The sequence below is a fragment of the Vibrio sp. 1557 genome, assembly GCF_033340175.1.
Taxonomy (GTDB): domain Bacteria; phylum Pseudomonadota; class Gammaproteobacteria; order Enterobacterales; family Vibrionaceae; genus Vibrio; species Vibrio alginolyticus.
Window position 1 is genome coordinate 265,569 of sequence record NZ_JAWOVZ010000001.1, and the last position, 18,546, is coordinate 284,114.

Below are 18,546 nucleotides of genomic sequence, written 5' to 3' on the forward strand. Positions count from 1 at the left end.
CCGAAAATTTCGCAAGCTCAGATAATAATCCAATGGGGTATGAAATGAATTATCCGGCAGTAGCAAAAGAGTTGTTAACTCTATTAGGTGGTAAAAGCAACATCACCGCACTTGCGCATTGTGCGACACGCTTACGCCTTGCCGTTGCAGATGAGCAAAAAATAGATGAACAAGCGATTGATAACCTTGAAGGGGTAAAAGGGCGGTTCAAAGTTGCGGGTCAGTACCAAATCATTTTTGGATCAGGCATCGTAAACCAAGTTTATGCAGAAATGGCGAAGTTGACGGGTATGAGTGAAATGTCCACCAACGACGTTGCGTCTGCTGGCGCAGAGAAACAAAACATTGTTCAGCGCGCGGTGAAAGGGCTGTCTGATATTTTCGTCCCAATCATTCCAGCAATCGTCGCTGGTGGTTTGTTGATGGGTATCTATAACCTATTGACTGCCCAAGGCTTGTTCATTGATGGCAAATCTTTGATTGATGCCAACCCAGGACTGACAGACTTGGCGAACATGATCAACACGTTTGCAAACGCGCCGTTTGTTTACCTGCCTATCCTGTTGGCATTTTCAGCCAGCAAGAAGTTTGGCGGCAACCCATATTTAGGGGCAGCGCTAGGTATGTTGATGGTTCACCCTGACTTGCTGAATGGTTGGGGATTCGGCGGCGCATCTGTGTCTGGCAACATTCCGGTTTGGAATATTCTTGGTTTTGAAATCCAAAAAGTGGGTTACCAAGGTTCAGTGTTACCGGTTTTGGTATCGGCATTCATTCTTGCGAAGGTTGAGCTAGGCTTACGTAAAGTCATACCTTCTGTTTTAGACAACCTTTTAACGCCATTACTGGCGATTTTCATAGCGGGTTTGCTGACGTTTACTGTCGTCGGTCCATTCACGCGTGATATCGGTTTCCTATTAGGTGATGGTCTGAACTGGCTATACAACACTGCTGGCTTTGTTGGTGGTGCGGTATTTGGTCTTATTTATGCGCCGTTTGTTATTACTGGTATGCATCACAGCTTCATTGCGATTGAAACTCAACTTCTTGCGGATATTGCGACGACGGGCGGCACCTTTATCTTTCCTATTGCGGCGATGTCTAACGTTTCTCAAGGAGCGGCAGCGTTGGCGGTGGGCGTGATGAGCAAAGATAAGAAGATGAAAGGTATTGCGATTCCATCTGGTGTTACGGGTTTGCTGGGTATTACAGAACCGGCTATGTTTGGTGTTAACTTAAAACTACGTTACCCATTTATTGCGGCAGTTTGCGCTGCGGCGTTATCAAGTGCGTTCATCACAATGTTTAATGTGAAAGCTCAGGCATTGGGCGCAGCTGGTCTTCCAGGCATCATTTCCATTACGCCAGAGAAGATTGGGTACTACATCGCGGGTATGGTGATCGCGTTCTTGACCGCATTTGTTCTCACCATTGTTCTTGGTATGCGTGACCGCGCTAAAGTCGGTAGAAAAGCAGCGGCTTAATCTGAACTCCTTAGGGGTGGAGTCCCCCAAAATCCACTTCTTTTCCTAAATGTTTGGGGTGCTAGCCAAGCACTAATGGCTTGGCTAGCCTTTTTCAATTTTTACTTGGTAGTGAAGGTGTTCAACACGTTGGACTATCAGGGCTTTAATTTCAAGGTAAGCAAGATGAATCAAGTGTGGGTAACTGGTGATGCTGTTGTCGATCTAATACCGGAATCTGAGACTTCTTTACTCAAATGTCCCGGTGGTGCACCAGCGAATGTCGCCGTAGCTATTGCTCGTCTATCTGGTAAGAGTGCGTTTTTTGGACGTGTGGGTGATGACCCATTTGGTCGCTTCATGCAATCAACGCTCGATCAAGAGGGCGTGAGCACGGAGTTTCTCGTTAAAGACCCAGAGCAAAGAACATCAACAGTGGTGGTGGATTTAGATGATCAAGGTGAACGCAGCTTTACGTTTATGGTAAAACCGAGCGCTGATCAGTTTATGTCTGTTGAAGACATCCCTAACTTTAAGCAAGGTGATTGGCTGCATGTCTGCTCGATTTCACTGGCAAATGAGCCAAGTCGAAGCAGCACATTTGAGGCGATCAAAAGAGCAAAAGCCGCTGGTGGTTTCATTAGCTTTGACCCTAACTTGCGTGATGAAGTGTGGCAAGACCAGTCAGAAATCCAAGCTGTCGTGATGAAGGCTGTAGCGATGGCCGATGTGGTTAAGTTCTCTGAAGAAGAGCTTTTGTTCTTAACTGACTCAACATCGATGGCGCAAGGTTTAAAACAAATAGCCTCTTTGAATATTGCTTTGGTCTTGGTGACACAAGGTGCGAAAGGTGTTTGGCGCGTCTTTGAAAGTCAGAGTGAACTGATCACAGGTCAAGTCGTTAGTCCGATTGATACCACAGGTGCGGGTGATGCTTTTGTCGGAGGGCTACTGGCATGCCTGTCTCGGTATGACGATTGGAAAAATCATCCTGTTGTTAGCTCTGCGATTCAATGGGCAAATGGCTGTGGTGCATTAGCGACGACGCAAAAAGGCGCAATGACCGCACTTCCGACCCAGACAGAATTGCTGCAATTTATTGGGCAATGATCTCCAGATCCAATTTCAGTTGAGAAAAATTATGAGCTTAAACAACCGTTGGACTGTAGAGCAAAGATATCGCCGACTTGAGCAAATCCCTCAGTGTGATATCGAAGAAATGACACTTTCACGTCAGCAAGATAAAGGCTTTCCTAGTTTTCATATCGCCCCTAGATTTGGGCTGTTAAATGACCCAAATGGGTTGTGCTATTTCAATGGTGAGCACCACATCTTTTACCAGTGGACTCCTGTGGGGCCAGTCCATGGAATGAAGTATTGGTACCACCTTTCTACTAAAGACTTCATCCATTTTACTGATCATGGTGTTGGTCTTCATCCCGACCAAGACTACGATTCACATGGTGTTTATTCTGGTGGTGCTTTGGTGGAAAACAACAAGGCTTTGCTGTTTTTTACTGGCAACAAGCGTGACCAAAACTGGAATCGAATCCCAACACAGTGTTTTGCCACCATGGATTCAAACGGCAACATTGAAAAGCATGGTGTGGTCATTGAGAACGAACATTACACGGAGCACTTTCGTGATCCAAAAGTTTGGAAGAAAGGCGACGACTATTTGATGGTGGTGGGTGCTCAAACCAAAACCGAGCATGGTTCTATGGCGCTCTATCAAAGCAAAGATTTGAAAACGTGGCAGCATAAAGGTCCTATCAAGACCAAGTTCTCTGACCTTGGGTACATGTGGGAGTGTCCTGATTTATTTGAGATTAATGGTCAATCGGTGATGCTGTTTTCTCCACAGGGCGTGAGCAGTAGTAATCCTTATGATTTCAAAAACATCTATTCTGTCGCGTATATCGTGGGTGATCAGTTGAACCTAGAGTCGATGACTTTAGAAAACCACCAAGATATTTTACAGCCAGATTATGGGTTTGATTTCTACGCCCCACAAACCTATTTAGATGAGAACGGGCGTCGCATTCTTATTGCATGGATAGGGTTGCCAGAAATCGACACGCCATCGGTCACACACCAGTGGGCAGGAATGTTGTCTCTTCCTAGAGAACTAACGTTGAAAGATGGTTTTCTTGTTCAAACTCCACTCCCTGAATTGGAGAGTTTAAGAAAAGAAGAGGTAGTCTTTGCACAGTCCCATACACTGGAAAGCACAAGTTGTTTGATCCAATTAGACCTTGAGGGCGATGGCTTTGAACTTGAGCTGAGTAACCTCAAAGGTGACAACATCGTCTTTAGTGCGACAAAGCACGAGTTTATGCTGGACCGTCGTCACATGTCTCATTTGTACGCAGAAGAATTTGGTAGCATTCGAAAAGCACCAAGATTGGACGCTAAGCAGACGATTGATATATATATCGACAATTCTGTCATCGAGATTTTCATTAATGGTGGCAAACACACGATGACCAGTCGTTTCTTTATTGATGACCTGAATACGGTAACGTTGAGAGGGTTGGAGCAAGCAAGGCTTTTCCCTTTGAAAGGTATTTCTGGTTTGTTTGAATCAGCTAAGTAACGGTTTCGAATACATTAAAACGCCCTTCATTGATTTAGTGAAGGGCGTTTTTCTTTCTAACTATCTAACTTAACTGCCTATCACGCACGTAGGTCGTTTGAACTAAAGTATCCAAAACAACTTCACTCTTGGTGACTTTGAAGTTTAGCGGTTGTTCTAAATCCCCAAATAGAGGTGCGCCGCCGAGTGTAGCTTACTCATCGTTGGCATCTCGAACCTAGTTCACATTATCGCGACGTTTTTACTTATAGCGTGAAAGAAAATCCCATAACCAAAGGTTCTAACTAAAAGAGATTGCAGGACTTTTATTTAGCGAATTCGACCTAATATCTTGAGTATGCCTAATCGCAGTTGGCGAAGAGGTGATGTTAATAATGCTTGCTGGCGCGTAAGACCCGTCAGTTTGAAGATGCATTCAAACACAATAAGGGAAAACAATGGCTAACGAATACATTCCACCAAAAGTTTGGACAAACGATAATGAAAACGGCGGTCAGTGGGCGAGCATCAACCGTCCGGATTCTGGCGCACGTCATGAGCAAGAGCTTCCAGTTGGTGAGCACCCATTCCAACTTTACTCAATGGGTACCCCAAATGGTCAGAAAGTGACGATCATGTTTGAAGAGCTTTTGGCGGCTGGCGTAACGGCAGCAGAATACGATGCATACCTGATTAAGATTGGCGATGGCGACCAGTTTGGCTCTGGCTTTGTGGCTGTTAACCCAAACTCAAAAATTCCGGCATTGGTTGACCGTTCGGGTTCTGAGCCAGTGAACGTGTTTGAATCTGGCAACATCTTGTTTTATCTAGCAGAGAAGTTTGATCATTTCTTACCAAAAGAAGGCGCTAAGCGTGCTGAGGTAATGAACTGGTTATTCTGGCTGCAAGGTTCTGCGCCATATCTAGGCGGTGGTTTTGGTCACTTCTATGCGTACGCACCAGAGAAGTTCGAGTACCCAATCAACCGCTTTACAATGGAAGCAAAACGTCAGTTAGATGTATTAGACAAGCGTCTTGCGAACAATGAATTCCTAGGTGGCGATGAGTACAGCATCGCTGATATCGCAACATGGCCATGGTACGGCAACCTTGTGTTGGGTCGTGCTTACGATGCGGCTGAATTCTTAGACGTAGAAAGCTACAAAAACGTTGTGCGTTGGGCAAAAGTAATTGATGAGCGTGAAGCGGTAAAACGTGGTCGAATTGTGAACCGTTCATGGGGTGAAGAATGGGAGCAGTTACCTGAGCGCCACAGCGCAGAAGATATTGATAAAGTATTGAAACTTAAACCATAAGCAATCTTGGCCTAGCTACGTCAAATGAGTTTAGTTTTATCTATGCTTATACAGTGACCTTAATCAAATCTATAGCGCACCATATACGGTGCGCTATTTTTATTCTCATTTAGTCTCGAAATTCTAATTTATATCACCTATTGAAGAGCATTTAGTTTGTAGATGAATCTTTAATATATTTATATATTATGATGCGAAACAAGACTCACACCTTCATATTAAATATGGGCTGGTTATTTTGATTTCTAATAATTAAATTATTAGAAATTTATAAACTGATTTTATATTCATTATAAATAAAATTAATGATAACTAATATTTGACATAACCACTAAATTTGTGTGGAATATGCGGGTTGATTTGTTTTGATGAAATAAAATTAATTTCTAATACTTTTATTTATGACAAGCTTAGCTTTTAGCGATGCTTAATTATTAATACTTATATCATGAAAGAGGATATGTATGATGTCGTCGTTTGAGTCGTACTGGGTTGGGATACGTCAAAGAATAGCCACACAAACCGAAGGTAGCCGCAGTTTAAAGTCTCTAGTCATTAAAAAGCAGCGTGTGAACTTAAATAACAGTGGGTTATCCTTTCGCGCTAAGTCCGGATGCCTTATCCCTCACTGTTATACCAAGTTCTCTGATGAGATAAACCTAAAAACATCGAGAAAATCGTCTCTTAGTTTTAAGAAAGGAAAGCTGTACTTTTCTCCGATTTAATAATAAATGAAATTTACATAAATTATAATCTGAGGTTTTTAAATTTATCGATAATTAATTGCGATTTTATGATGCGTTTTTAATATGTTTTCTTGGTAAGTAATTAGCTGGGCTTATTGTTGATTGTTTTTGTTGTTTCCTATTTAGATATGGATAAAAGCTCAACTACTTTTCCTATACCAACTTACTCCCTGAATTGACTTGCGCGCTTTTTCTCTCCTCTCAAAAAACATAGCGTTACGGAATTATTTTCGCTCCTGTTTCATTCTTCAAGACGAAAGCTCTACCTACCTCTCATTATTTTCGACAAACATTGAGTAAAAGTAACCAATCGTAACAAGGTGGCTGTAACTGAGCGCCGTTTCAATATACTCGTTTTTTAACTAGGTAATCCCGCGCTTTGAATTCATTCGGGTACCGTTTGTAAGCCTTAAATGCGACTAAGATAAGATGTCATGATGAGAAAAAGTACTATATTACACACAGTGTTAATTACAGGGTTCGCTGCTGTATCCTCGTTGGCTTATGCTGCGCCTTCAGTTGTGCCAAATGCGCCGGAACTCAGTTCTCGTGGTTATGTTTTGATGGACTTCCATACGGGGAAAGTACTGGTTGAACGTGATGCCCACAAACGTTTAAACCCCGCGAGTTTAACGAAGTTGATGACTGCTTATGTAGCTGGTCAAGAAATTAATACAGGCAATATTACGTTGAATGATGAGGTTGTCATCAGCCGAAATGCTTGGGCAAAAAACTTCCCAGATTCTTCAAAAATGTTTATTGAAGTCAATACTTCCGTTTCTTTGTCTGACTTATACCGTGGTCTGATTGTTCAATCTGGTAACGATGCCAGTGTTGCTATTGCTGAGCATGTTGCGGGAAGTGAATCAGGGTTTGTGAGTTTGATGAATAGTTGGGCCGCCAAGCTTGAATTGTCTAACACGGCATTCACCAACCCTCACGGCCTAGACAGTGACGGTTTATATTCGACACCTTATGATATTGCCAAGTTGGGCCAAGCGATTATTCGTGACTTACCTGATATCTATCCGCTGTATAGCGAAACCTCGTTTACTTACAATGGCATCACTCAATACAACCGTAATGGCTTGCTTCGTGATCGTAGTATGAATGTCGATGGCATGAAAACTGGTTATACAAGCGGTGCGGGTTATAGTCTAGCGACTTCTGCAACACAAGGTGATATGCGTTTGATTGCCGTAGTGATGGGAGCGAAGAGCGAGAATGTTCGTGAATCAGAAAGCAAGCAGCTGTTGAGTTATGGCTTCCGCTTTTACGATACGGTAATGCCGACTGAGGCGGGTGCGGAACTTGCGAAAGCTCGAGTTTGGATGGGCGAAAAAGACGAGCTTACTGTCGGCGTAGCTAACGATGTTTATCTCACTTTGCCAAAAGGAGATGTAAAAAATCTGCAAGCGGAAGTTGAATACAACGGTGATTTAGTTGCGCCAATTTCTGAGCAACAAGTGGTTGGTAAAGTGCTTTACAAAGTCGAAGGTAAGGTCGTAAATGAAGCCGAGCTAGTTGCATTGGAGTCAGTGGAGGAAGGCAGTTTATTCAAGCGAATTTTAGACTGGTTTAAGCAATTGGTCGCTAGCTGGTTCTAAACAGTAGCGAACTTCTGTCTATATCACTCTATCTTGTTAATGTTCTATTAAATCAATTTACTAAGGCGGCCAACGTGGTCGCCTTACGTTTTTGGAATACTCGTTGCGTTAAAACGCAGGCCTTCTTGTAAGGGTGTGTTTTACCTGACCAAGAGCGTTTTGTGTTTTTGGGTGCGAGAGAAAAGAAACTAGAACAAGAATGGAGTGACACGTGCACAAGATTTTATCTTTGACATTGATTTTATCGCTCATGGGCTGCGCTATGCCTTACCAGCAGGAGGTCGATAGCGGCCAATGTGTTGGAGTCATGACCTCTCAGGATGCATATGGTTATTTAAACCCAAACCATTACACGATGCAGGTACTCGCGCTAAAGCAAGAAAAAGATGTGAAAGATTATATTCGCTATATCGATCCTAAGCATCCGGTTTGGGTTAACTGGAAAAACAGCCGAGGCACGCGTTGGTATACGGTAACTGTTGGTGATTTTAAAACGAAACAGGATGCCTACAATGCGCTTTCTTCATTACCAAGCCGTGTAAAGCAGTCATCCCCGTTTGTGCTGACTTTTGCGGAAATGCAGCGTAAGCAACAAACGAGTGTTGTGAGAATGCGTTAGCCAAAAAAAACGGAAGCGATGGCTTCCGTTTTTGTATTTAGGAGTAAGCTTAAAGCGCCGCTAAAATCGTTTCTGCTTTGCTTGCTTCAAACTCTTTTGGCTCTTCAACGTTAAGCTTAGTCACTGTGCCGTTTTCAATGATCATCGCGTAACGTTGTGAGCGAATACCACCAAAGCCGCCTGTATCCATTTCAAGACCCAATGCTTTAGTAAAGCTAGCGTCGCCATCACCCAACATCAGAATCTCAGAAGCGTTTTGAGCTTCGCCCCACGCTTGCATCACAAATGCATCGTTTACAGAAACGCACGCAATTAAATCAACACCTTTTGCCTTTAGCTCATCAGCTAATACTACATAGCCTGGTAGATGAGCTTCTGAACAGGTAGGGGTGAATGCGCCAGGTACAGCAAAGAGTACGACTTTCTTGTTCGCAAACAGTTCTGTAACGTCGTGGTTAACCATACCATCGGCCGTCAACTCACTTAGAGTTGCAACTGGTAGAGCTTGGCCTTGTTGAATCATGATTCTATTCCTTTTTGTGTGCTAGTTTAGTTTTCTCAGTCTAGCGTTTATAAATGCGGTTAACCACAGAGTCTTTGTAGGGTTTTAATACCTACGCGTTTGACCTAAGGCGTGGTACTGATGCCTTTATTGCAACGCTTCGTGCTGGTTTACGTATTGGCTAACAAGGTGACGATATTTCGCCTTTAACTCGTTATCGATAAAGCTGGCATCAATCGCGTTCATTGTAAATTGGGCAAGTTCACTCTTACTCATTGGATGTGCGTTGTTGACGGCCAGAAAGTTATCCGTCATGTAGCCACCAAAGTACACAGGATCGTCTGAGTTAATCGTTACGGCGACACCTTTTCGTAGCAAATCCACAATATTGTGATCTTTCATATCGTCGAATACACATAGCTTAAGATTCGATAACGGACACACTGTCAGTGGCATTTGGCTTTCGATTAAGGATTCAACTAATGCTTCATCATCAACACAGCGAACACCGTGATCCACGCGGCTCACGTAAAGCATTTCAATTGCATCGCTAATATTTTGTGCGGGGCCTTCTTCACCTGCGTGAGCAACGGTAAGTAAGCCTTCTTCTACTGCTTGTTTAAATACGCGCTTGAATTTAGCTGGCGGATGACCTTGTTCTGAAGAATCTAGCCCAACACCAATGATCTTATCACGGTGTTTCAGAATAGCCTGCAGGGTCTCTATGGCGCTCTCTTCTGAAAGGTGACGGAGAAAACACGCAATAATTTGCGAAGTAATGCCAAGTTTTTCGTGACCATCTTTTAGCGCACGAGCGATTCCATTGATAACAGTGTCAAAGTCTATGCCGCGTTCTGTGTGTGTTTGAGGGTCAAAAAAGATTTCGGTATGAATAACGTTGTCTTCTTTACAGTGCAGTAAGTATTCCCAAGTGAGATCGTAAAAATCTTGCTCCGTACGCAGAACTCCCGCTCCTTGGTAATAGAGGTCGAGAAATGATTGTAAGTCTGTGAACTGATATGCGCTGCGTAGTTCACTCGGAGAAGAGTAAGGGATCTCGATGCCGTTTCGTTTTGCTAATTTGAATAAGAGTTCCGGCTCAAGTGAACCTTCGATATGTAAGTGCAGCTCTACTTTTGGAAGACCTTGAATAAATGCGTTCATATTCCACCTTATGTGTATTGTGGATGCAGTTACTCTAAGAATAGGTATAGATAGAAATAAATCGAACGCTATCACAAAGAGTAAGACCCACGATGATCTCAACTCTTCGTAATCAGCACTTTGCGGGAACTGGTAGAGACCCCCAAACCATATCATTGGGGTTATACGAAGCAAACGAGAGGGATTATACGCAAAAATATCGCTTTGGCTATACGCAAATAACCTAGCTGTCATTAGTCACGGGGTTTCCTGTGAGCGAAACGACTATTTGCAAGTCACTTGAGTATAGAGGAGCCAGTTGTTTTTGCGTGTGTGAGAGGCACGTGTAATTAGAAGAGTAGTCTAAAAGAGTGGAGATTCGTTTGAGCACAGGTAGGTGGCGGTACCTTGCACAACGATAAAGGCAGAGAAAGCACTAGAGAGCATTTATAGATCGAATAACTTATCAAATTCTCTTTGTTCCATAATGTCTTCTATGCGGCGTCGAGTTTTCTGCTTTATCGCCGCCGCGTTTTGTTCAGACTCTTTTTTGTCTTTTTCTGACTGCTTCTTACTTTTTCTAGCCATTGGATACCTTCCAAATTAGTTGCATTATCCATTAATGCATGAAAACTGAATCAGTTAACAGTAAAACTTCCTAACTTTGAACCTGAATCACAGAGAATAGTTCCAGATTGCGTTTTCTCACAATATTCAAAATCGATCATAAAGCTATGAGAAAGAAGTTTCGGTAATACGTGTCTTCGTAAAATATCACCATTTAATTGATGTATTTTAGCGTTCCAAGAGGTTTGAGGTTGTTCTAAATTAAATTCAATTTCTAACATTTATTCTCCTGTTTTTTAGTGATTTTCTCTTTGTTAAGTAATTGATACCAATGCCTTTGACGGCCAGTTCTTTTTGAGGACATGATTTTTCCTATAAATAATAAATTAAGCAGTACTATTCAGTTTATTTTAGATAGCACAAAGCAATGCCTAAAATTAGGCTGAGTGATTGATGAAAGAATATTTTTGAAGGAGAGAGGTTTGGTGCAGCATGGGCATGCTACACCAAGAAAAGCAGTCTTATAGAGGAGTTACTTCAGTCGCTTGAGGACCTTTTTTACCTTGCTCTACATTGAAGCTTACTTTCTGACCTTCAGTCAGTGTTTTGAAACCGTCAGAAACGATAGCGTTAAAGTGTACGAATACATCTTGGCCGCCGTTGTCTTGAGATAGAAAACCGAAGCCTTTAGTTTCGTTAAACCATTTTACTGAACCAGTTACTTTAGACATAAAAATACCTTTGAATTAAACATTAAAATTATGATTTGTTTTGTGGATCTTTTCTAAGCTATTGAATGTTCAATCAAGAGGAAGTTGTACGCAGGTGTCTGAATTGGGGATTCAAGATTTTACTGAGAGGAAACTTAAACTAAATGTTGCATTAACAGCTCTCTTCTAAGAGCCAAGGCACACTATACACCTTGTTTAGAAAATAGCTACATTTATTTTAGATAAATTAAATGTGCTCATTATTAACTCGATAAATTGTATTGTTCGAAAAAGTTGAATAAGTAGAACGAATAGTATGGCTCATAATTTTAGCTCATCAACCTAAAATAGAACCTTATCGATAGCCATAGATTGAACATGCGATTTGCAAGCGGTCACAAAGATAAACTAGGAGAACTAGTATGAGTACATTCAGAGAAATTCGTCAGCTTATTCCTGCGCAACCTACTGCTGATGGTGATGGAGTGAAAATTCGCCGAGTAGCGGGTTTCAATCATGCTAGCTTTTCTCCATTTTTGATGATGGATGAACTCAAATCAGAAGACCGTGCTGACTATATCGGCGGTTTCCCTCCGCATCCGCACCGCGGTATCGAGACGCTTACTTATATGTTGAAAGGTCATTTCCAGCATCGTGATCATATGGATAATGTTGGCGAGCTTCGTTCCGGTGGTGCACAGTGGATGGCAGCAGGAAGAGGCGTCATCCATAGCGAAATGCCTATTATGAAGGAAGGCGAACTGCATGGTTTCCAAATTTGGATTAACCAGCCTGCGAAAAATAAGATGCAGCCAGCTCAATATCATGACTTTCAACCTGAAACGATCACTGAGTTTGATACTCCGAATACGGGGGTTGTACGTTTGATTGCGGGTCATATGACTATAAACAACGAACGAATTCAGGGGCCGCTAACAGAGACAGGTGTTGCTGCCACGGTAGCCGATTGGAGAGCGATGGGTGGTCAAGCTTTGAATTTGAACACGGATCAAGACAACAACATGATGCTCTATGTCTATAAAGGTCGTATTCAATTAAAAGGTCGTGAGATCAATCAAGGCGAAATGGCCATTTTATCGAAAGGTGAATGGGTTGAATTGCAGGCCGAAAAAGAGAGTGGTGCACTGATCTTTATAGGTGAGCCAATTAATGAACCCGTGGTGCATTATGGCCCTTTTGTCATGAATAGCATGGAAGAGATAGAACAAGCCATCCAAGACTACAACTCTGGGTTGTTTGAAACTTACTAGTTTTGACAGCCTACTCGCTTTCTCAGTTAGCGAGCAAATTAAAACAGTTTTGAGCCTGAATATTGGGCTCGACCAGAAGCAAATACGATAATCCACTGCCATCGAATTTGCGTTAGCCACGTTTAATCCACGTGGCTTTTTTCTACTTCTGACTCCAGCGTATGATGGCTTCCTTTCCTGCTTCAATTCCTAACTCATAAGCATGACGCAGTGGTGCTGGCGATCGACTCAGCCGTTTCAACTTGAATGTTTCAGGAGGACACACTTGAATGATTTCGATACCAGGTGGTGGGTTGTTGATCAGCGCTAAGGTCTGATTGTAGCGAACTTCACGTGTCAACATAGGTTCAATTAATCCGGGCGTTTCTTTCAACATCCTCCTAGTTAGGGCGCTGAATTTTCCTCTTGGCTTTTGATAGCTTGCGGGCTGACTGCGTAAAACCATAATCTTTTTGGCTCCTCGCTTTATTGCTTCTGCAACAGGAAGTGCGTCTGAGACGCCACCATCAACGTATTGAATTCCGTTCAGTGATACGCCATTTCGGTAAAGTACAGGCAGTGCGCTGCTGGCTTTCATTGTTTCTGCCAAGTCGTCGATATCAGGAAGGTGGTACTCCGCTTGCCCATTGTCTTGACGCGTCACGCCTAAAAAGAAAGGTCGTGAATCAGCTTTGAGCGCAGATTTATCGATGCCAAGTTCTTCGAGGGTGACATTCCACATCCAGTCTAAGTTCATCATATCACCACCACGTAGAAGTTGAGATGGAGAGATAAATTCTTTTCTTAAGCTGTAATCGAGGTAGATTTTTAAGTTACGTCCGGGCATTTTAGCTAAGTAGGCAGCCAAGTTGCTAGCACCCGCAGACACTCCCCAAAAGCTATCAAATGGAGAGAACTCGCTAGCAAGAAAATGATCGAGTATGCCGCATGAAAATACGCCTCGCATGGCTCCACCTTCGACAATCAATGCTCGAGAGCCTACTTTTTCCATCACTTCGCTCCACTCTTTATCAATCGGATAATAGCGTGCAGCTTAACGCATAATGGTTTTATACCCAAGTGGGCCAAAGGTCTAGGTTGCGTTCCTTTGAATAAAAAGGGCATCAACGGATGCCCTTGTCACTTTTAGCCTATGGAATTGCGGGTAATTGAGTCGCTAATTTAGTGAAGGAGACTGAGCGAATTAGCCCCCTTACATAGAGCCATACCTGTAGTCCCATACTGATCGTTGTTGGAATAGTTTGATGATCACTTGTTAAATAGGCATACAAACACTATCCAGAGCGTTGTAAGCAAAAGTAATGGGGTGAATACTTTCTGGATAGAAGCGCCATCAGTTAAATTGTAAATTTTGATGGATTCATTATAGAACGCTCGTTTGAATTCTTTGAAGCTAATGTCGCTCTTCGCATGCGACTGTTCATAGTGCTGGTGCGCAGCGTCCGATAGCTGGTATTCCAAGTCTTGGAGCTCGTACTCCTTGTTAAAAAACGCATCCCAAGCCGAAAGGCGGGCTATCGTTTTAGGAGATGGATCCCCATTTAGTTTCTCTAGACGCTTAGCATAAGCTGCTTGATATTTATCCACGGTATATTCCTGTCTGAATAGACGTTGAGTTAGAACATATGTAAAAAGAAAAATAAGTAATAAAAGGTTTTTTACGTTCTATACCTGTGATAAATGCTAAAAAGTTCAATGCTCTAGCACTCCGATGTCGCAAATGATATTGATGGAATTGCTCTGCGACAAATAAAATAATTACTCTAGATAACAACGAATTTTTGTTGTTTTTTAAAAAAACTGATCATGAGATTGAGTGGGGAGTTTTACCGAGAAGAATTTCGCTACTGTAACTGTCTATATTTACTCAAAAAGAGAAAATCTTAGAAGCTTTCTTTGATTGATGTGAGATATTTTAGGTCGAAAAGCATTAATCTTGGCTATGATTATAGTTCGTCTTTTTGTTGTTGAACTCTACTTCGAGGGGGAAAGAACCCATATTTCGAGCATAGGATAGCTCGCTTTTTCGTTACGTCGTTCTTGGAGTTTGAGTCAGTGACGACGCTATGAGTCTAGCATCTTGAACTCGATTGGGCGTATTAATTATAAAAGTAAAGCAGTGCTGAGCTAGGATAAACTTCAACGTAAAGGTGACGGTATGAATATACAATCAGCCATTATTGAATATGCGATAGCGATTATAGGCTTACTTTTGACGGGCGTTACCCTCTGAGCATGACTGCCCAGAGGATAGAAAGTGCATTAGCCGATCGCTAACGATTGATGTTATATCGAGCCATTGCAGCTTCTTCAGACGATACAACCGTTTTACCAATTGGTGCGAGTGAAATAACCGCTAGTTTGAGGTGTTGGAGCGCAAACGGAATGCCGATTATGGTGACAAAGCATGCTGCTGCAGAAAGTACGTGACCGATAGCTAACCAAAGGCCTGCAAACACAAACCAAAGGACGTTACCAATAACGCCGAGCGGACTCGTGCCAATGTCCATTTCATTGGTCAATTCATCGCGTGAGATGGCCTCTTTACCGAATGGGAAAAAGGAAAAATTACCCATAACGATACACGCACGCCCCCAAGGTATTCCGATGATGCTAATAAAGGCCAAAATACCAAAAAACCACCATAGCAACCCCATAAATACGCCACCAAATACAAACCAAATGATGTTACCAAGTGTTCTCATTCTATTTCCTTTATTCTTGAATGTGATGATTCAGATACCTGAGAGCACCGTAAAACAAATCTAAACCGTCTGTTTTGTCGATGTGTGCTTTTGTGCCCTCATTCACCTGATTGATAGAATAATCGCAGTAGTCTTAACAGAGAATGAATGCCTTCCTTAAGGCAAGTCTTTTTAGTATAGAGCGTAATACTCAATCAAGCATATAGCCAAGAATCGCATTATCTAGAGACAACTTTCTCGAGATATTGACAAATTTGCTCTGCCAATCGATGGCTGGCAATGTTGCGTGTTACTACTTCATCAGCAATATTTCCAGACTCAACGACGCCAAACCAATCGAGCAACATCGAATGGAAACCTTTACTCGTCAGCATTGGCGTCCAGTCTTTCAAATTGATTTTTTGCTCTTGGTTAGCTTGCCATAGTTTGCCTTCAACGAAGGAGTCGAACTCAACTGCCTTGTTTGCATAACAAGCTTGAACGCGCTCTGTAGTGATACCGAAGTGGCGATTCATCGAGGCGTGGAGCAAAGTATCTCCATGTTGCCACTGAATATCTAAACGCGCCAACTGACTACCTTCAAGTTGATGAGTTACATAAGCATCTTTTAGATCGGCTTTGGCTGTGACGTTAACGCTGTCTAATGGGTGAATAAAATCATCAAATATAAAGGTACGAACATCCCCCGGTAGTTGGTGACGGTTCTTTTCCCAGCGTAGCGACTTTAAGTCAGATATGTTGCCTTGCTGCACTTGTGGCATATGTTGGTTGTAAAGTGGAATGTGACGACGGTTAAAGCCCACATAGAGTGGCTGTCTCTCTTTTGCGGCAATGTCGTACAGCTTTTCCACGTCATCAGCACTGTTCGCTAATGGTTTGTCGACAAAGGTTGGAATTCCATGCTGCAGAAAAAATGCCGCTATTTGAGGGTGTACGCTTGTTGCCGCATGAATCATGACGGCATCGACGCCAAAGTGCAGAAGTTGTTGGTAGTCCTGGCAGATCTCTGAGATTCGATACTGCTTAGCCAGGCTCTCAAGTGTGTTTGGGTTGCGGGTACAAAATACAAGTTCGATATTTGGAAGCTGAGTGATAACAGGAAGGTATGCTTTCTGAGCGATATCCCCTAGACCAATAATACCAATTTTCATCCTAGTCCTTATCTCGATGTATGGATCGCGGACTGTCAGTATAACGCTTGGCGCGGCGATGAGTTTAAATACCTTGTTAGAAAAAGCCTGATTCACACTTTGAGCCAGGCTTTATTGAATGATTTAGGAAACGGCTCGGCAGGCTTTGAATATATCTAACTTGCTATCGTAGGCTTGAGTTTGTACATCCATAATGCCTAATAAAGAGTGGAACACGTTATCATGTGAGTATTGGCCTGCATTCTGTGCTTGTTTATACAAACAGTCGGTATTGATCTGCTTCGCTTGTTTAAAGCCCGAAGACAGCCACATAATCAAAGGAACGCGTTTTTGGAAATCTGGTGCAAGGCCATAAGGCATACCATGTAAGAACAATCCGTTTTCGCCTAGTGACTCACCGTGATCCGATATGTAAATTAGCGCAGTATTATACTCAGACTCTAACGCTTTAAGTTTTTTGATGGTTTCTGCCAATACAAGATCGGTGTAGCGTATTGTATTGTCATATGTGTTCACTATTTGTTCGATGCTACAATTTTCGATATCTGCACGTGGACAGTCTGGTTTAAAGAAGGCGTTGTCTCTTGGGTAACGCTGAAAGTAGGTCGGACCGTGGCTTCCTATAAGGTGCATGGCGACCACTCGGTTACCGTGCATATCCGCGACTTCCTGATCAAAATGATCTAATAGCGCCATGTCGTAACAAGTTTGGCCATTACACATAGGGCTTACTTGCTTTCGATCCACTTCAATTTTCTTGATCTTGTGGGCTACTTCTTTATCCCCACCGTCATTTTCTTTCCAAATGAGGTCAACCCCAGCGCGCAGCATTATATCGAGAGCATTGTCCTGTTTATCCGCTTTGGTGCGTTCAAACTCGTTTCGCGTGAGCTGTGAAAACATACAAGGCACAGATACAGCAGTCGCGGTGCCACAAGATGCGACGTCTTGAAATGAGATAACATCCAATTTACTAGTATAAGGGTTTGTCTCTCGTGTATAGCCATTGAGTTGGTAGTTCTGCGTTCGAGCGGTTTCTCCTACGACAAAAACCAGTAGTGTTGGTTTGCGCTGTGCTTGCTGTACGGCGCTATCTGACTGCTTTGCATCTGTGCCGATTTCTCGATATGGCTCTGGCGTGGTGAAATATTTCTCCTTCACATACCCGGTCGCGCTGTAAACGAACTGGGTGGGTATGATGATTTTTTTTAGGTGGCTATTGTTGCGCCCTACAGATGCGTAGTCTTGATAGTACACGCTGGCAATGACGGCGATGACAGCTAGCGACGACAGCATCGATACTAATTTGGTAACAGAGAAGTACAGTAATTGGTGACGTTGAGATTGCAGCTTGACCTTAAAGACAATGATCGCTGGGATAACTCCCATAATCAGCGTCCAAATTACAGAGTGAGCACTCAGGTAAGAACTCGCCTCGCTCGAATCGGTTTCAACAATATTGGCAATCATTCCAGAATCGAAAAGTGTGCCATAGTTATAGCTTGCGTAGCTCACCATACTTGAAACAATGATTAAAATTATAAAGAACGGCTTGCCGATCCAAGGCCAACTAAATAAATTAAAAAGGAAATTGAGCGCGGCAAGAAAGAAAATTGGTATTGTGATAATAAATCCAATCTTGACATTATCTAAGTGTGTAAAGATGCCGATCAGTTCTTTATAAATAGGGATATTTACGACGAGAGCGAAATACAGCGCCAACAGGAAAGTAAAGGTAACGTAAGAGATACCTCTCTGTTGTAAATCATGTGTCTTCATAATGAGTGTCTTGAATAAAAATTAGAGCAAGAACGAAGCCCAAATAAAAAGGGCAAGAGTTAACGCAACAAATACTGCTGCTGAGCCAATATCTTTGGCTCTACCACTGAGCTCGTGCCAGTCATCGCTAACACGGTCGACAACCGCTTCTACGGCGGAATTAATGAGTTCGACGATCAATACCAAGAACAGGCTACTGATCATCAGCACTCTTTCGTATGTGGTGACAGGAAGGAAAAAAGCACAGACGGAAAGTACCAAGGCGAGAATCAATTCTTGTCTAAAAGCGGCTTCGTGTGTCCATGCGGCTTTCAATCCTTGAAATGAATAGCCGGTCGCATCCATGACACGGCGTATACCTGTTTTACCTGGCTTCAAAATATGACCTTACT

18 protein-coding genes, 1 pseudogene and 1 riboswitch are annotated in these 18,546 nt (G+C 42.7%); of the genes and pseudogenes, 7 read left to right on the forward strand and 12 right to left on the reverse strand.

Annotation, left to right across the window (positions count from 1 at the left end; all coding sequences use genetic code 11):
- Window positions 1–44 precede the first annotated feature (44 nt).
- The 3 genes from R7070_RS01275 (at window position 45) to R7070_RS01285 (ending at window position 4,059) form a co-directional block, all read left to right on the forward strand.
- On the forward strand, window positions 45–1,484 hold the full coding sequence (locus tag R7070_RS01275; RefSeq protein WP_085569165.1) for a sucrose-specific PTS transporter subunit IIBC: 1,440 nt from the start codon (window positions 45–47) through the stop codon (window positions 1,482–1,484).
- Window positions 1,485–1,649: 165 nt separating this feature from the next.
- Complete coding sequence (locus R7070_RS01280) at window positions 1,650–2,573, forward strand: aminoimidazole riboside kinase (RefSeq protein WP_065275168.1); 924 nt, start codon at window positions 1,650–1,652, stop codon at window positions 2,571–2,573.
- Window positions 2,574–2,604: 31 nt separating this feature from the next.
- Window positions 2,605–4,059, forward strand: a complete 1,455-nt coding sequence (locus R7070_RS01285; RefSeq protein WP_065275169.1) for a sucrose-6-phosphate hydrolase — start codon at window positions 2,605–2,607, stop codon at window positions 4,057–4,059.
- A gap of 64 nt (window positions 4,060–4,123) precedes the next feature.
- Here R7070_RS01285 and R7070_RS01290 read toward each other — a convergent pair.
- Window positions 4,124–4,243, reverse strand: a pseudogene (locus R7070_RS01290) (dihydrofolate reductase); the annotation flags it as partial.
- 253 nt (window positions 4,244–4,496) lie between these two features.
- Here R7070_RS01290 and yghU point away from each other — a divergent pair.
- The 3 genes from yghU (at window position 4,497) to R7070_RS01305 (ending at window position 8,326) form a co-directional block, all read left to right on the forward strand.
- Entirely contained in the window at window positions 4,497–5,354 is an 858-nt protein-coding gene (gene yghU, locus R7070_RS01295) for a glutathione-dependent disulfide-bond oxidoreductase (protein ID WP_005373705.1), read from the forward strand.
- Between the two features lie 1,183 nt (window positions 5,355–6,537).
- Complete coding sequence (locus tag R7070_RS01300) at window positions 6,538–7,707, forward strand: D-alanyl-D-alanine carboxypeptidase family protein (protein WP_053304564.1); 1,170 nt, start codon at window positions 6,538–6,540, stop codon at window positions 7,705–7,707.
- Window positions 7,708–7,918: 211 nt separating this feature from the next.
- Window positions 7,919–8,326: an SPOR domain-containing protein gene (locus R7070_RS01305; RefSeq protein WP_005373701.1), complete on the forward strand. Its 408-nt coding sequence runs from the start codon at window positions 7,919–7,921 to the stop codon at window positions 8,324–8,326.
- A gap of 49 nt (window positions 8,327–8,375) precedes the next feature.
- On the opposite strand, the gene R7070_RS01310 is transcribed toward R7070_RS01305, so the two are convergent.
- The 5 genes from R7070_RS01310 to R7070_RS01330 all read right to left on the reverse strand — a co-directional run bounded on the left by R7070_RS01310 (window position 8,376) and on the right by R7070_RS01330 (window position 11,269).
- Window positions 8,376–8,849 (reverse strand): peroxiredoxin, encoded by a 474-nt coding sequence (locus R7070_RS01310; RefSeq protein ID WP_005373699.1) that lies wholly within the window; start codon window positions 8,847–8,849, stop codon window positions 8,376–8,378.
- A gap of 126 nt (window positions 8,850–8,975) precedes the next feature.
- Window positions 8,976–9,992 carry an adenosine deaminase gene (locus R7070_RS01315; RefSeq protein WP_017819853.1) on the reverse strand — a complete coding sequence of 339 codons (1,017 nt, stop codon included), beginning with the start codon at window positions 9,990–9,992 and terminating at the stop codon, window positions 8,976–8,978.
- Window positions 9,993–10,081: 89 nt separating this feature from the next.
- A riboswitch (purine riboswitch) is annotated at window positions 10,082–10,181 on the reverse strand.
- A 237-nt stretch (window positions 10,182–10,418) separates the two neighbouring features.
- Complete coding sequence (locus R7070_RS01320) at window positions 10,419–10,559, reverse strand: PA3496 family putative envelope integrity protein (RefSeq protein WP_005373694.1); 141 nt, start codon at window positions 10,557–10,559, stop codon at window positions 10,419–10,421.
- Window positions 10,560–10,609: 50 nt separating this feature from the next.
- Entirely contained in the window at window positions 10,610–10,819 is a 210-nt protein-coding gene (locus R7070_RS01325; RefSeq protein WP_005373692.1) for a hypothetical protein, read from the reverse strand.
- 240 nt (window positions 10,820–11,059) lie between these two features.
- Window positions 11,060–11,269 carry a cold-shock protein gene (locus R7070_RS01330; RefSeq protein ID WP_005373691.1) on the reverse strand — a complete coding sequence of 70 codons (210 nt, stop codon included), beginning with the start codon at window positions 11,267–11,269 and terminating at the stop codon, window positions 11,060–11,062.
- 401 nt (window positions 11,270–11,670) lie between these two features.
- On the opposite strand from R7070_RS01330, the gene R7070_RS01335 reads away from it, so the two are divergent.
- A complete protein-coding gene (locus R7070_RS01335; protein WP_017635146.1) occupies window positions 11,671–12,519 on the forward strand; it encodes a pirin family protein in 849 nt (282 codons plus the stop codon).
- Window positions 12,520–12,661: 142 nt separating this feature from the next.
- Here R7070_RS01335 and R7070_RS01340 read toward each other — a convergent pair whose 3' ends face one another.
- The 6 genes from R7070_RS01340 to R7070_RS01365 form a co-directional block, all read right to left on the reverse strand.
- The gene (locus tag R7070_RS01340) at window positions 12,662–13,510 is read right to left on the reverse strand and encodes a patatin family protein (RefSeq protein WP_025767954.1); all 849 of its coding nucleotides are present in this window, start codon (window positions 13,508–13,510) and stop codon (window positions 12,662–12,664) included.
- A gap of 257 nt (window positions 13,511–13,767) precedes the next feature.
- Complete coding sequence (locus R7070_RS01345) at window positions 13,768–14,106, reverse strand: hypothetical protein (protein ID WP_017635147.1); 339 nt, start codon at window positions 14,104–14,106, stop codon at window positions 13,768–13,770.
- 686 nt (window positions 14,107–14,792) lie between these two features.
- Entirely contained in the window at window positions 14,793–15,224 is a 432-nt protein-coding gene (locus R7070_RS01350; protein WP_005373685.1) for a YccF domain-containing protein, read from the reverse strand.
- A 218-nt stretch (window positions 15,225–15,442) separates the two neighbouring features.
- The gene (locus tag R7070_RS01355) at window positions 15,443–16,375 is read right to left on the reverse strand and encodes a Gfo/Idh/MocA family protein (protein ID WP_104980478.1); all 933 of its coding nucleotides are present in this window, start codon (window positions 16,373–16,375) and stop codon (window positions 15,443–15,445) included.
- 123 nt (window positions 16,376–16,498) lie between these two features.
- Window positions 16,499–18,154 carry a phosphoethanolamine transferase gene (locus R7070_RS01360; RefSeq protein ID WP_256900379.1) on the reverse strand — a complete coding sequence of 552 codons (1,656 nt, stop codon included), beginning with the start codon at window positions 18,152–18,154 and terminating at the stop codon, window positions 16,499–16,501.
- A 21-nt stretch (window positions 18,155–18,175) separates the two neighbouring features.
- Window positions 18,176–18,499, reverse strand: a complete 324-nt coding sequence (locus tag R7070_RS01365) for a diacylglycerol kinase (RefSeq protein ID WP_005385571.1) — start codon at window positions 18,497–18,499, stop codon at window positions 18,176–18,178.
- Window positions 18,500–18,546: the final 47 nt, after the last annotated feature.

Bases quoted from the DNA above. Each gene is read 5' to 3' on its own strand.
- R7070_RS01320 (WP_005373694.1), bottom strand. From the start codon at position 10,559: ATGGCTAGAAAAAGTAAGAAGCAGTCAGAAAAAGACAAAAAAGAGTCT.
- R7070_RS01355 (WP_104980478.1), bottom strand. From the start codon at position 16,375: ATGAAAATTGGTATTATTGGTCTAGGGGATATCGCTCAGAAAGCATAC.
- R7070_RS01285 (WP_065275169.1), top strand. From the start codon at position 2,605: ATGAGCTTAAACAACCGTTGGACTGTAGAGCAAAGATATCGCCGACTT.
- R7070_RS01335 (WP_017635146.1), top strand. From the start codon at position 11,671: ATGAGTACATTCAGAGAAATTCGTCAGCTTATTCCTGCGCAACCTACT.
- R7070_RS01275 (WP_085569165.1), top strand. From the start codon at position 45: ATGAATTATCCGGCAGTAGCAAAAGAGTTGTTAACTCTATTAGGTGGT.
- R7070_RS01300 (WP_053304564.1), top strand. From the start codon at position 6,538: ATGAGAAAAAGTACTATATTACACACAGTGTTAATTACAGGGTTCGCT.
- R7070_RS01310 (WP_005373699.1), bottom strand. From the start codon at position 8,849: ATGATTCAACAAGGCCAAGCTCTACCAGTTGCAACTCTAAGTGAGTTG.
- R7070_RS01350 (WP_005373685.1), bottom strand. From the start codon at position 15,224: ATGAGAACACTTGGTAACATCATTTGGTTTGTATTTGGTGGCGTATTT.
- R7070_RS01330 (WP_005373691.1), bottom strand. From the start codon at position 11,269: ATGTCTAAAGTAACTGGTTCAGTAAAATGGTTTAACGAAACTAAAGGC.
- yghU (WP_005373705.1), top strand. From the start codon at position 4,497: ATGGCTAACGAATACATTCCACCAAAAGTTTGGACAAACGATAATGAA.
- R7070_RS01280 (WP_065275168.1), top strand. From the start codon at position 1,650: ATGAATCAAGTGTGGGTAACTGGTGATGCTGTTGTCGATCTAATACCG.
- R7070_RS01325 (WP_005373692.1), bottom strand. From the start codon at position 10,819: ATGTTAGAAATTGAATTTAATTTAGAACAACCTCAAACCTCTTGGAAC.
- R7070_RS01365 (WP_005385571.1), bottom strand. From the start codon at position 18,499: ATGGATGCGACCGGCTATTCATTTCAAGGATTGAAAGCCGCATGGACA.
- R7070_RS01340 (WP_025767954.1), bottom strand. From the start codon at position 13,510: ATGGAAAAAGTAGGCTCTCGAGCATTGATTGTCGAAGGTGGAGCCATG.
- R7070_RS01360 (WP_256900379.1), bottom strand. From the start codon at position 18,154: ATGAAGACACATGATTTACAACAGAGAGGTATCTCTTACGTTACCTTT.
- R7070_RS01315 (WP_017819853.1), bottom strand. From the start codon at position 9,992: ATGAACGCATTTATTCAAGGTCTTCCAAAAGTAGAGCTGCACTTACAT.